This is a genomic window from Roseateles noduli, assembly GCF_050626985.1.
In the GTDB taxonomy this organism is placed as follows: Bacteria; Pseudomonadota; Gammaproteobacteria; order Burkholderiales; family Burkholderiaceae_C; genus Roseateles; species Roseateles noduli_A.
In genome coordinates, this window is the sequence record NZ_CP192463.1 from 4,426,818 (window position 1) to 4,438,934 (window position 12,117).

A 12,117-nucleotide genomic window follows, 5' to 3' on the forward strand; every position below is an offset into this window, starting at 1 on the left:
CGCCGGCATCACTCGACGCGATCGCGCCCGTTCGCCTTGGCGCGATAGAGCGCCGCGTCGGCACGCGCGAGGAGCGCGTCCAGGCTGACATCCCCCGGCAGCGCCCAGGCCACGCCCAGGCTCGCCGTGCACGGCGGGATGCCGGGTTCCGGCGCGTGCGTCGCGAGCGCGGCCCGCACGCGCTCGGCCGAGGCATGCGCGGCCTCGGCATCGGTGGACGGCAGCAGGATCACGAACTCCTCGCCGCCATAACGGCCGAGCCGGTCCGTCACGCGCAGCTGCTCACGCATCACCGCCACCGCGCCGGCCAGTACCCGGTCGCCGGCCTGGTGACCGTGCCGGTCGTTGACCAGCTTGAAGTGGTCGATGTCGAGCAGCAGCAGCGACAGCGGCTGCCCGTAGCGGCGCCAGCGATCGAATTCCTCGCCGCCGGCCTGGAGCAGCGCGCGACGCGTCAGCGCGCCGGTCAGCGCGTCGCGGGTGGCGAGCAGCTCGAATTCCTCGCGCACGCGCTCGCTGGCCATCAGCAGCACGCCCACGCTCAGCAGCAGCACGCTGAAGCAGTAGCTCGCGATGTAGCTCGTCTGCACTGCCGTCATCGCGAAACGCGAGGACTGCGTGCCGTCGACCCAGAAGGTCGCGACGCCGCGCGCGATGAGGACCAGCGCCTGCAGCAGCAGCGTCGCGCCGATCAGGCGGGCCGCGAAACCGCGGCCGTCCCGCAGGACCAGCCGCGCATGCGCCAGCACGCAGGCCGTCATCGTCCCGGTGAACACGACCATGCGCACGCGGTAGTCCGGCCAGACCAGGAACCAGGTCAGCACGGCCAGGCTGAGCAGCGCGATCGCGCCCCACAGGCGCCAGGTCACGCGTTGTCCGAAGAAGCGTTGCGAGCCGAAATAGAACAGCCCGCAACCGGTGAGCAGCAGCGCATTGCCGGTCTGCGCCACGACGAATTCCGGCAGCAGGCCCTGCAACGCGTAGACGCCGGCGGCGAGCGCGCAGGTCATCGGCGCCAGCGCCCAGGGCAGCAATCCGCGGATCGTCGGCGGATAGTTGCGCCGCACGCCGAGCAGCACGCCGCCCATGATCGCCGCCATCAGCGCGGTCATGACGGTGATCGAGCGGGGATCGAGCTGCATGTGCCCGTCAGTGTAGGCGGCGCCCGTGACGGGACCTCGGTCGCCTCGCCGCCGCGGCCCGACTCCGGCCGCCAACGGGCCACCAAACGGCCACCAAACGGCCGACAACAGGCCGACAACGGGCCGCCAACCGCCCTGAGGCCTACATCGACTTGAACAGATGCACGTACGCGCGGCTGATCGGCAGCTCGCTCGCATGGCCGCGCACGCGCACGAACAGCCGGCTCAGCTCGTCGCGGCGCGTGCCGCTCACATGGTCCAGGTTCACGATCGTCGAGCGGTGCACCTGCCAGAAGCGTTCACCGTCGAGCTGCGCGGCGAGCTCATGGATTGGCGTGCGGATCAGGTACTCGGTCGTTGCGGTCTGCACGCAGGTGTACTTGTCGTCGGCGCGGAAGAACAGCACCTCGTCGACGGGGACCTGATGCGTCAGGTCGCCCTGCGTCGCGCGCACCCAGCGCAGCGGCCCCGCGACCCTCGCCGTCGCGCCGCCCGGCGCGTGCAGGCGCTGCAGCGCGGCGAGCAGGCGCGCGTCCACGCCGTCCTCGCCGTGATCGCCAGCCGCGCCGGCCGCGCCCGCGTCCCGCTTCGCCAGCGCGCGGCGGATCCGCTCGACCGTGCGACCGAGCCGCTCCGCCTCCACCGGCTTGAGCACGTAGTCGATCGCTTCCTGCTCGAAGGCCTGCACCGCGCACTGGTCGTAGGCGGTGACGAAGACGACACGCGTCGCCCCCTCGATGCCCTCGGCGACCTCGAGTCCGGTCAGGCCCGGCATCTGGATGTCGAGGAAGGCCAGGTCCGGCTGCAGCGCCGCGATCTGCTCGGCGGCTTCCTGGCCGTTGCGGGCGATGTGGACGATGTCGAGCTCCGGCCAGACGGCGGCCAGTTGCGCCGCGAGCGCGCGGGCCAGGTGAGGTTCGTCGTCGGCGATCAGCGCGGTGGGTGCGGTCATGGTCGGCATGGGAAGAAGAAGTGAGTCAGGCCGTCGGGCGTTCAAGCGTTCAAGCGTTCAAGCGTTCAGGCGCTCAGGCGCTCAGGTGTCCAGCGGCACGCGCAGCGTGACGCGGCAGCCGGGCTCGGCGGGAACGAGGGTCAGCGACGCGCGGTCGCCGTAGTGCGTCATCAGGCGCTCGCGCAGGTTGGCCAGCGCGATGCCGTTGCCGGTGCGGCGAGAGGCGCCGGGGCCGACACCGTCGTCCCGCACCTCGATCACGAGGAAACCGCCGCTCAGCGCGGCATCGACGCGCACGGTGCCGCCCTCGATCTTGGGCTCGAGCCCGTGATGGACCGCGTTCTCGACCAGGGGCTGCAGCAGCATCGGCGGCAGCGGCACGACGCGGGCCTCGGGCGTGGCGTGGATCTCGACACGCAGACGGTCTTCCATCCGCGTCTGCAGCACCGTCAGGTAGGCGGTGGCGAGGGACAGCTCGTCGTCTAGCGGGCCGGTCTCGCGACGCAGGCCGCCGAGCGACGACCGCAGATAGGCGGTGAAGGCGCCCAGCATCTCCTTGGCCTTGGGCGCGTCGTAGTCGATCAGCGAGTGGACGTTGGCCAGCGTGTTGAACAGGAAGTGCGGCTCGATCTGGCCTTGCAGCAGCCTCAGCTGCGCTTCGGTGGCGCGGCGCTCGGCGGTGAGCTGCCGGTGCCTCGACGCGAACCAGTGGTGCAACGCGAAGGTGATGCACAGCGAGAGCGCGGAGGTGATGCCGATGATCTTCCCGCCCTGCGACCAGTCCATCCGCACCCAGTTCGCCAGGCCCGCCATCCACATGCCCGGCACCCAGCCGATCAGCACGCCCAGCAGGGGCACGGCGGAGAAGAACACCGTGCGCTTCCAGTTGGCCCAGCCGCGGATGCGGGCGCGGCCGCCGAAGAGCGGCACGAGGATCGTGAACAGCGTCTGGATCACCAGGCCGATGGTCACGCAGACGATGACGTTCTTCCCGTACCACCAGGCCCACATCGCGGGATCGGACCAGCGGGCGGAGCGCGCGTTCAGGAGGAAGCCCAGCACCGTGAAGCCGACCGCCAGCGCGCAGGAGAACAGCAGCGTCCAGACCCACTGCAGCCATCCGGGGCCGCTGGGCTGGACGTCGTTGCTCAGCCAGGCATGCCAGGAGGCGCGCAGTCGGCGGGCGTCACGCCAGAGGGGCCGGGAGGGGGCGGGAGTCATGCGGCGCAGTGTAGGGAGCCGCCGCGGCGGCCCGGCCCGGGGAAACGACGGATCGACAGCGCGCCGGGCGGATCGACGGCGGGCGGCGTGGACCGGCCCGTCGCCGGCGCCTCATGCCCTGACCTTTGACAGTGCCGGGGGCACGTGGTGTCCAATAGCCCGCAGAAATCGCACGCACAAATCGCCCGCACAAATGGCCCGCAGATCCGGGCGACTCCCGCCGAGTCCACCTTCCCCCGGCATTCCGCCCGCATTCCACGGAGACCCGCATGAGCTACATCCTGCTGATCAACGAACCTGTCGGCCAGCGCGAGGCGCGCACGCCCGAGGAGGGCCGCGAGGCCTACGACCGCATGACCGCCTACGCCGGGCAGCTCCAGGCGAAGGGGCTGCTGCACGCGGCGCAGTCGCTGCAGTCGGTCAACGGGTCGACCCGCGTGGCCAAGCGCGACGGTCGCATGACGACGATCGACGGTCCGTTCGCCGAGGCCAAGGAAATGGTCGGCGGCTTCTTCTGGCTGAACGTGACGACGCGCGAGGAGGCGCTCGCGATCGCCCGCGAATGTCCGGCGGCGGAGTGGTGCACGGTGGAGGTCCGCTCGCTGGTCCCCTGCTACGCGGAGTCGAAGGCCTGAGGCCTCCTCCCGAGGACTCCCCTCAGTTTTTTTCCAGGATCGCGTCGCGTCCTGTCGAAACCGGCGGGGCTGCGTCGTCGTGCCAGTGTGGACGCTCCGGAAGCGGAGCGCCGCCATCAGGAGGGCACGATGCGACCACCGATCCACCCGCACGGGCCCGACGACTTCACACCCATCGAGGAGTTCCCCCATGCGACACAAGCAAATCTTCGTGAACCTGCCCGTCAAGGACGTCGAGCGCAGCAAGCGCTTCTACGGCGCGATGGGCTACGAGTTCAATCCGCAGTTCTCCAACGAGCAGGCCTTGTCGATGATCATCTCGGACGACATCTACGCGATGCTGCTGGTGGAGGAGTTCTTCCAGACCTTCACGCCGCGCAGGATCTCGGACGCGCATGCGACGACCGAGGTGCTGACCTGCCTGTCCTGCGAGAGCAAGGCGCAGGTCGACGAGCTGATCGCCAAGGCCCTGGCCGCCGGCGGCACCGTGCCGCGCGAGCCGCAGGACATGGGCTTCATGTACTCGCAGGCGTATGCGGACCCGGACGGGCACATCTGGGAGCTGATGTACATGGACATCACGCAGTTCCCCGGCGCCTGAGGCCGGGCCGGCCCGCGCGCGACCGCGCGGCGGCCGCCGCGCCCTCGGCGGCGGCATGTCGTGCGGCATGGGGCGGCCTGTGGCCGTACGATCGCGCGCATGACCGACGAGACCCATCGCGCGATCACGACCGTCTGGCGGCAGGAGTCCGCCAAGATCATCGGTGCCCTGTCGCGGCTGACGCGCGACGTCCCGCTGGCGGAGGAGCTGGCGCAGGACGCGCTGGTCGCCGCGCTGGAGACCTGGCCGAGGCAGGGCCTGCCGGACAAGCCCGCCGCCTGGTTGATGACGACGGCCAAGCACCGCGCGCTGGACCGGCTGCGCCACGTGAAGCTGAGCGGCGACAAGCTGGAGCAGCTCGGCCATGAGCTCGACGCGCGTGAGGCGATGATCGTGCCGGACTTCGTCGAGCGCCTGGACGACGACCGCGCGGCGCGCGAGATCGGCGACGACGTGCTGCGACTGATGTTCTGCGCCTGCCATCCGGTGCTGAGCCTGGAAGCGCGCGTCGCGTTGACGCTGAAGATGGTGGCCGGACTGACGACGGGCGAGATCGCCCGCGCGTATCTGCAGTCGGAGCCGACGGTGGCGCAGCGGCTGGTCCGCGCGAAGCGCACGCTGGGCGACGCGCAGGTGCCGTTCGAGCTGCCGCGTGGCGAGGCGCTGACCGAGCGGCTGGCCGCCGTGCTGGAGGTGCTCTACCTGATCTTCAACGAGGGCTACGCGGCCACCAGCGGCGAGCGCTGGATCCGCCAGGACCTGTGCGACGAGGCGCTGCGGCTGGCGCGCATGCTGGTGAAGCTCGCACCGAGGGAGAGCGAGGTGCACGGCCTGCTCGCGCTGATGGAGCTGCAGTCCTCACGCGCCGCGGCGCGTGTCGATGCGCAGGGGCAGCCGGTGCTGCTGCTGGAGCAGGACCGGTCGACGTGGGATGCGGCGGCTATCGAACGCGGCCTGACGGCGCTGGAGGCGGCCGACCGCCTGGCCGCCGAGTTGGACGATGGGCAAGGCCTGGGACCGTACGCGCTGCAGGCGGCGATTGCGGCTTGCCACGCGCGGGCGCAACGCGCCGAGGACACCGAATGGCCGCGCATCGCGGCGCTCTACGAGGCGCTCGCGGTGCGGCATCCGTCACCGGTGGTGGAGCTGAATCGCGCGGTGGCGCTGTCGATGGCCTTTGGTCCCGCGGTCGGTCTGGAGATCGTCGACCGCCTGATGGAAGAGCCCGCGCTGAAGCAGTACCACTGGCTGCCCAGCGTGCGCGCGGACCTGCTGTCCAAGCTCGGCCGCAATGCCGAGGCCAAAGAGGAATTCGAACGCGCCGCCGCGATGACCGGCAATGAGCGCGAGCGGGAGCTGCTGCTCAAACGGGCAAGGGAGCAGGGGCACTGAGGCCCCTTCAGAGAAAGAACTCTCGCAACTCCGTTCCTCGGAGCGAGTTCTCCTCGCGGCCTAGCCGTATGAGACAGGCGCTACTCCCACACCGGCAAAACATCGAGGGAGGCGGCCCCTCCTCTTCAGTCCAAGGTAGCGGCCGCGCCGCGGCCATAGCCAACAGCTTCCGCTGTAGCTCCTTCAGGCGTTCCCAGCGCGCGGGACCTTGCAGCTGCTTGATCGCTGCGATGTCGATGCCGATGTCGATGTCCTCGTCGTACATGCAAAGCCCTTTGTAGAAAGGCTCGCAGTCTAGGAACAGCGCTCTTTCAGCGAACTCGCAACTCTTTGCACTCTTGCAACGCGCAGTAGTCAATCCGGCGAATCGCCCTCGCCTTCGCTCTCATCGGTGAGCCACGTCCCCGCCATCGCGGCGCTCTTGCGCTCGCGCTTGGCGGCGTACATCGCGGCGTCGCTGCGCGCCATCAGCGTCTCCAGCGTGTCGCCTTCCTGGCGCTGCGCGGCACCGATGCTGATGCTCACCTGCAAGCCCTCCGACACCGTGCTCCAGTCGTGCTTGCGCACCGCCTCGTCGAGCCGGAGGCAGGCCTGCTGCGCGATCTCTTCCGTCGCGCCGCGCAGCAGCAGCACGAACTCGTCGCCGGCCAGGCGTGCGGCGACGTCGTGCTCCCGCACATGCTGCCGCATCAGGCGCGCGATCTGGCTCAGCACCTGGTCGCCGACCAGGTGCGAGTGCCGGTCGTTGACCTGCTTGAAATGGTCGACGTCGATCAGCGCCAGGCTCACCACACCACCACCGGCGAGCTGCGCCCGCGCGTGATCCTCGAAGCTGCGGCGATTCGCCAGCTCCGTCAGCGGATCCTCCATCGACAGCTTTTCCAGACGAAGCGCCTCATCGGCGAGTTGCGCGCGGTCGCGCTCGCTGCGGCGTGCGTCGAGCTGCCATTGCACCGTCGCCTCGCGGCTCGCGAGGCTCGCGATCCGCACGCGCGCCTCGCGCTCGCGCAGCGCGCGCATCCGCTGCAGCGCGCGTTGCGGCTGCCCTTGCTGTTCCTCGATCTGGCTGGCGATCAGCTCGCCGAGCTGCGCCAGCGGCTCGTGCTGCACGGCGTCCGCCGCCGTCACCGTCTGCGCCGCCGCGCGCCGCGCCTGCGGCCACAGCCGTCGCGCCCACGCGAGCTCCGCCTGCACCCAGCCCGCCAAGGCGACGAGCCAGTGGCGCTCCTGCTCCGGCAGTTGCGCCAATGTCTGCTGCAGCTCCGGCTGCGCGTAGGCCGTGGCGCCCTTCCAGATCTGCGCCATCGTCTGCATCAACGTCCACCAGCAATGCGTCTCGGCATCGCCTTCGGACAGCAGATGCCGTGCGTTGATCAGGTGGCCCTCGAGCGGCCCCAGCGGCGGCAACTGGCCGCGCTGCTCGCGCTCGCCGGCATAGGCAAGGAGTGACCCCAACGCGAGCCACAGGCAGGCGATCAGCGGACTGAGCCGGGGCTTGCACGCGTTGGCCGCGTCGGCGGCCTGTCGCAGCACTTCGGCCGCCTTGTCGAAATTGCGCGCCCACACGTGGCAGGCGCCGAGGTCCTGCAGCGCCACCACCAGCGCCGCGCCGTCACCGCGCGATTGCGCCAGCCGCAGGCCGAGCAGCGCCGCCTCGATCGCTTCCTCGTGATGCCCGGCCGTCGACGCGCTGTGCGCGAGCACCGACAACGCGCCAGCCTCGCCGATCGCGTCGCCCTGCTGCCGGAACAGCCGCGCCGCCAGCTCGCTCCGCTCCCGTGCGTCACCTGGCCGGTGCAGCACGCGGTCGCATCGCGCCAGGTGCAGCAGCGCCTGCGCGCGCTGCGCGTCGTCCCCCTCCTCCAGCGCCAGCAGCAGCCACTCCTCGCCGGGCGCCTGCGCGGCGACGGCGTCACCGGCCTGCAGCGCGGCGCGGGCTTGCTGGGAAGGGGCGGAGAGCGGGTCCAAGAGGGGATCGGAACGCAAGGTGATCAGCGGTTCAGGCCGTCAGGGCCGGAGACGCAGAGGATAGCGGCAACAGGCGCGGGACCATCAGGTCGGCCAGCCATTGCATGAAGGCCTGGACGCGCCGGGGCAGTTGCCGGCGGTGCGCATAGATCAGGTGGACCGGCATCGGCGCGGGCCGGAACTGCGGAAGCACCTCGACCAGCCGGCCATCCAGCACTTCCGTTTCGAAGCCGTGGCGCGGCACCTGCGTGATGCCGAGACCCGCAAGACAGGCCGCCGTGTACGAGCCGGAATCGCTCACGGTCAGCGCCCCCGCCATGGGCTCGAAGCGCGTCGCGCCGGACGCATCGCACCATTCGAAACCCGGGCAGCGTTGACCGAGCGTCGTGGCGTACTGGACGAGCCGATGGTGCGCGAGATCCTCCAACGACTGCGGAACGCCGAAGGCGGCGAGGTATCCGGCGCTGGCCAGGTTGGCCATCTCCATCCCGCCAAGCGGTCGCGCGACGAGGCTCGAGTCGCTCAGCGGTCCGACCCGCAGCACGCAGTCGAAGCCCTCGCGCACGAGGTCCACGCGCCGGTCCGTGCTGCTGAGCTCCAGCTCCAATCCGGGATGCGCCGCGAGGAACTCCGGCAGGCGCGGCACGACGATGTCATGCGCCACCCGCATCGGCATGTCGACCCGCAGCCGGCCGCGCAGCCCGCTGGCCGCCGGCTGGAACATCGTCTGCATGTCGTCGAGATCGGCCAGCAGGTCCTTGCAGCGCTCGTAGCAGGCCTGGCCGTCCTGCGTCAGCTGCACGCGCCGCGTCGTGCGGTGGAACAGCCGCGTACCCAGGCTGGCCTCCAGCCGCTGGACCGCCGTCGAGGCGCTCGCCTTCGGCAGGCCGAGGCTCTGCGCCGCCTGCGTGAAGCTGGCCAGCTCCGCCACGCGGACGAAGACCTGGAGCGTGTCCAGGGACGGCGGCGGCGAGGCCAGCGCTGCGCCTGGCGTGGCGCCCGGCGTGGTGCCCGACGCGGTGCCCGACGCGGTGCCCGGCGCCGTCGGAGGGGCAGGCGCGGTCGGTGAACGGGCTGCGGAGGTCGGTGAGGAAAGGAGGTTGGCGTCGCTCATTTGTTCACCTTGGACGAACGGTCAAATCAGACTTAGGTGGTTTATACGCCATTCGTCGATCAATAAAGTTCCTGCATCCGATCAACCCGTCCGAACAGGAGCTCACCATGACCACTTCCTCCAACACCAAGATCGCGCTGATCACCGGCGGCAGCCGCGGCCTGGGCCGCAATGCGGCCGTCCATCTGGCCCGCCGCGGCATCGACAGCATCGTGACCTACCGCAGCCAGCAGGGCGAAGCGCAGGCCGTGGTCGACGAGATCCGCGCGCTCGGCGGACGCGCGGCGGCGCTGCAGCTGGACGTCGGCGACAGCGGCGCCTTCCCGGCCTTCGCCGAGGCGCTGAAGCAGACGCTGAAGCAGCACTGGCAGCGCGATCGTTTCGACCACCTGGTCAACAACGCCGGCATGGGCGTCCACACGCCGATGGCGGACACGACCGAAGACCAGTTCGACGAACTGATGCGCGTGCACCTGAAGGGTCCGTTCTTCCTGACGCAGGCGCTGCTGCCGCTGATCAACGACGGCGGCAGCGTGCTGAACGTGTCCAGCGGCCTGGCGCGCTTCACGATTCCCGGCTACGGCGCCTACGCGACGATGAAGGGCGGCGTCGAGGTGATGACCCGCTACATGGCCAAGGAGTTCGGTGCCCGCGGCATCCGCGTGAACACGCTGGCGCCCGGCGCGATCGAAACCGACTTCGGCGGCGGCGCGGTGCGCGACAACAAGGAGGTGAACGGCTTCATCGCCTCGGTCACGGCGCTCGGCCGCGCCGGCCTGCCGGACGACATCGGCCCGGTCGTGGCCTCGCTGCTGTCCGACGACAACGGCTGGATCACCGCGCAGCGCGTGGAGGCGTCGGGCGGCATGTTTGTCTGATGGCGTGAGCGAAGGCGGCGGCGATGCTGCCTCTTCGCCCAGGCTCACCTCCCGCGCGCATAGAGTCCCTGCGGTTCACGCGCGCGCTGGACCACTTCGCCCAGGCAGTCGGGATAACGCCGCTGAAGGTGCTTCAATCCCGTCTGCCGGCTGGCCTTGTAGTCGAGGGTTTCCTGCAGGAACTGGAGACGTGCGCGGTTCTCGTCGATCACCTCCGCCCACGTTGTCACGCGGACCGAAAAGTTGTACGGAAGATGCACTTCCCGCTCCAACTCCGCGTGCTCGCGCGCGCCCCTCGCGAGTTCCCGACCCACCAGCCAGAACGACCATTTGACCTCGACGCCGCGGAAGCGCTCATCGCGTGACACGCGCTTGGCGTAGCGGTTGATCTGATCGATCTCGTCCTCGGAGATCCTGACCCGCGGCGCCTTGAGTTCCACCACCAGATGCTCCAGCGTCGACGGCTGATGACGACGCGTCGCGCGGGAGAACATGAGGTCGATGATGGCCAGCTTCTGTTTCGGGCCTTCGAGCGGCTTGTCGATCTGGATCTCGCCTCCCAGCATCTTCTGGTGCTTGCGCAGCACCTCCGTGAGCGACCGGTTGTCGACGGAGAGAGCGAATTCGTCACCGAAGAGCCACGGGTTGCGCGCGACGATGGGATGCAATTCGCCGCGCTCCTTCACGTGCGGCTGGAGCTGCTTGTCAAAAAGGAGCGTCTCGAGTCCATCGAGCAACTGCAGCCGCTGCGCGACCACATGCGATTCGCGGATCACCGACGACAACGACACATCCTTGAGGAGCTCCGCCATCATCTGCCGCTCCTCAGCGGGCAGGTTGAGTACCTCGGTCAGCAGGAGCTGCAGCTCTTCCGGACCGCATTCGACCGCCTGCCGCAACAGCCGGAACTGCAGCGCCACGGCCTCGGGCGTGAGGGTCGGGAACACCGGATGGAAGCGAGACAAGTGCCAGGCCGCTTCATCGAAGAGCTGACGCTCGATCACCTCAACAGTCGTTGCGGGATCGCCGGAGAACGGATAGAGGCCTTGCGCCTGCCACGCCTCCACGGGCGGGCGGTCCGGCTCGCGATGGGATTCTGTCGTCATGCATGCACCTCGACTGCTTCAGGCCCGGTTGGGCGATGCAGTCACTCTATGCAGTCGAGGCGCTGACGACACCTGCGCATTCGCGGTCGACGTGCGCGCGATTCCTACTGCTTCAAGTAGGGCGCTGCCGGATTCACACCGTCCCCGTCGTCTCCCCGCCTTCCGCCGTCACGATGCCGCGCTCGAGCAGCTGCCGGCGTCGGCGCGCCCAGCGCCGCTTCGCGTTCAGCCCGCGCAGCGCCAGCGCAAGGCGCTGTCCCAGCGGCGGTCGCACCTCGCGCACGCCGCCGAAGAACTGGTACTTCGCGAAGAAGCGCGACGCCTCCCGACCGTAGGTCGCCAGCACGCGGCGTTCGTCCTCCTTCGGATCCGCGTCCGGATGGTTCTTGTAGAGATCGCCGCCCCGCACCGGTCGTGTGTGCCACACCGGCGTCGCGTCCAGCACCGCGATGCGGCGTCGGTCCGCGTTGTCGATCAGGCCCGGCCAGACGAAGTCCAGCCCCCAGCCGATCCGGCTGCGGTGGAAGGAGGGCTGGCAGCGCAGCAGCGAGTCGCGCGAGAAGATCGGCGCCATCACCTCGATGAAGCCCATGTGGCGCAGCAGGAAGCCGTCCTGCCGCAGCAGCGTGTCGAAGGTGAAGTACGAGTCGCGCGTCAGCGCCGGCTGCGCCAGCGCCAACCCGTGCGCATGGAAGAGATCGAACATGCGGGAGATCGTCGCCGTGTCCACCGCCAGGTCGTCGTCGGGGAGCCAGACCGCGTCGTAGTGTTCGGCCAGCTGCGGGTGCTGGTCCAGCAGCTCGCCCAGGCACGGCCACTTCGGTCCGCGGCGGCGCTCGTACAGGTCGCAGGTGTCGGCATGCAGGCCGTCGATCGCGCCGTAGTACGACACCAGCAGATCGAAGTTGCGCCGCGGTGCGGCCACCCACTGCGGATGCAGCGAGCAATCACCCGCACGCACGATCACGAGATTGCGGCGCGGGCGGTCAGGCAGGGAGAGGGTCGGCATCGGTCGCTCCAACAAGGGCGGGGACCGTCGCGGCGACGGCCGCGCGGTGCCCCCCATTGAAGCGGTGCGACGTATCGCAGGTTTGGACGGCTCGCCGAG

The 12,117-nt window shown here is 69.7% G+C and carries 11 protein-coding genes; 4 read left to right on the forward strand and 7 right to left on the reverse strand.

Translation table 11 applies throughout. The annotated features are described in order from the left end of the window. Positions 1-8: 8 nt before the first annotated feature. The 3 genes from ACQ4L4_RS19255 to ACQ4L4_RS19265 form a co-directional block, all read right to left on the reverse strand. Positions 9-1,142: a GGDEF domain-containing protein gene (locus ACQ4L4_RS19255; protein ID WP_431100512.1), complete on the reverse strand. Its 1,134-nt coding sequence runs from the start codon at positions 1,140-1,142 to the stop codon at positions 9-11. 142 nt (positions 1,143-1,284) lie between these two features. Next, positions 1,285-2,094, reverse strand: a complete 810-nt coding sequence (locus tag ACQ4L4_RS19260; RefSeq protein ID WP_431100513.1) for a LytR/AlgR family response regulator transcription factor — start codon at positions 2,092-2,094, stop codon at positions 1,285-1,287. An 81-nt stretch (positions 2,095-2,175) separates the two neighbouring features. Next, positions 2,176-3,315: a sensor histidine kinase gene (locus ACQ4L4_RS19265; protein ID WP_431100514.1), complete on the reverse strand. Its 1,140-nt coding sequence runs from the start codon at positions 3,313-3,315 to the stop codon at positions 2,176-2,178. 269 nt (positions 3,316-3,584) lie between these two features. On the opposite strand from ACQ4L4_RS19265, the gene ACQ4L4_RS19270 reads away from it, so the two are divergent. The 3 genes from ACQ4L4_RS19270 to ACQ4L4_RS19280 all read left to right on the forward strand — a co-directional run bounded on the left by ACQ4L4_RS19270 (position 3,585) and on the right by ACQ4L4_RS19280 (position 5,943). Next, the gene (locus ACQ4L4_RS19270) at positions 3,585-3,950 is read left to right on the forward strand and encodes a YciI family protein (RefSeq protein ID WP_377159540.1); all 366 of its coding nucleotides are present in this window, start codon (positions 3,585-3,587) and stop codon (positions 3,948-3,950) included. 190 nt (positions 3,951-4,140) lie between these two features. Further along, on the forward strand, positions 4,141-4,551 hold the full coding sequence (locus ACQ4L4_RS19275; RefSeq protein WP_377159538.1) for a VOC family protein: 411 nt from the start codon (positions 4,141-4,143) through the stop codon (positions 4,549-4,551). Between the two features lie 99 nt (positions 4,552-4,650). Beyond that, complete coding sequence (locus ACQ4L4_RS19280) at positions 4,651-5,943, forward strand: RNA polymerase sigma factor (protein WP_431100515.1); 1,293 nt, start codon at positions 4,651-4,653, stop codon at positions 5,941-5,943. Positions 5,944-6,297: 354 nt separating this feature from the next. Here the strand turns inward: ACQ4L4_RS19280 and ACQ4L4_RS19285 are convergent, their stop codons facing one another. Together ACQ4L4_RS19285 and ACQ4L4_RS19290 are read right to left on the reverse strand one after the other, a co-directional pair. Further along, on the reverse strand, positions 6,298-7,911 hold the full coding sequence (locus ACQ4L4_RS19285) for a GGDEF domain-containing protein (RefSeq protein ID WP_431100516.1): 1,614 nt from the start codon (positions 7,909-7,911) through the stop codon (positions 6,298-6,300). A gap of 31 nt (positions 7,912-7,942) precedes the next feature. Continuing rightward, entirely contained in the window at positions 7,943-9,025 is a 1,083-nt protein-coding gene (locus tag ACQ4L4_RS19290; protein ID WP_431100517.1) for a LysR family transcriptional regulator, read from the reverse strand. A gap of 107 nt (positions 9,026-9,132) precedes the next feature. Here ACQ4L4_RS19290 and ACQ4L4_RS19295 point away from each other — a divergent pair, with 107 nt between their 5' ends. Beyond that, positions 9,133-9,903 (forward strand): SDR family NAD(P)-dependent oxidoreductase, encoded by a 771-nt coding sequence (locus tag ACQ4L4_RS19295; RefSeq protein ID WP_377159525.1) that lies wholly within the window; start codon positions 9,133-9,135, stop codon positions 9,901-9,903. A 44-nt stretch (positions 9,904-9,947) separates the two neighbouring features. Here the strand turns inward: ACQ4L4_RS19295 and ACQ4L4_RS19300 are convergent, their stop codons facing one another. Together ACQ4L4_RS19300 and ACQ4L4_RS19305 are read right to left on the reverse strand one after the other, a co-directional pair. Next, positions 9,948-10,823: a histidine kinase gene (locus ACQ4L4_RS19300; protein WP_431100518.1), complete on the reverse strand. Its 876-nt coding sequence runs from the start codon at positions 10,821-10,823 to the stop codon at positions 9,948-9,950. 319 nt (positions 10,824-11,142) lie between these two features. Then, entirely contained in the window at positions 11,143-12,018 is an 876-nt protein-coding gene (locus ACQ4L4_RS19305; RefSeq protein WP_431100519.1) for a DUF707 domain-containing protein, read from the reverse strand. Positions 12,019-12,117: the final 99 nt, after the last annotated feature.

Bases quoted from the DNA above. Each gene is read 5' to 3' on its own strand.
- ACQ4L4_RS19255 (WP_431100512.1), bottom strand. From the start codon at position 1,142: ATGCAGCTCGATCCCCGCTCGATCACCGTCATGACCGCGCTGATGGCG.
- ACQ4L4_RS19260 (WP_431100513.1), bottom strand. From the start codon at position 2,094: ATGACCGCACCCACCGCGCTGATCGCCGACGACGAACCTCACCTGGCC.
- ACQ4L4_RS19265 (WP_431100514.1), bottom strand. From the start codon at position 3,315: ATGACTCCCGCCCCCTCCCGGCCCCTCTGGCGTGACGCCCGCCGACTG.
- ACQ4L4_RS19270 (WP_377159540.1), top strand. From the start codon at position 3,585: ATGAGCTACATCCTGCTGATCAACGAACCTGTCGGCCAGCGCGAGGCG.
- ACQ4L4_RS19275 (WP_377159538.1), top strand. From the start codon at position 4,141: ATGCGACACAAGCAAATCTTCGTGAACCTGCCCGTCAAGGACGTCGAG.
- ACQ4L4_RS19280 (WP_431100515.1), top strand. From the start codon at position 4,651: ATGACCGACGAGACCCATCGCGCGATCACGACCGTCTGGCGGCAGGAG.
- ACQ4L4_RS19290 (WP_431100517.1), bottom strand. From the start codon at position 9,025: ATGAGCGACGCCAACCTCCTTTCCTCACCGACCTCCGCAGCCCGTTCA.
- ACQ4L4_RS19295 (WP_377159525.1), top strand. From the start codon at position 9,133: ATGACCACTTCCTCCAACACCAAGATCGCGCTGATCACCGGCGGCAGC.
- ACQ4L4_RS19305 (WP_431100519.1), bottom strand. From the start codon at position 12,018: ATGCCGACCCTCTCCCTGCCTGACCGCCCGCGCCGCAATCTCGTGATC.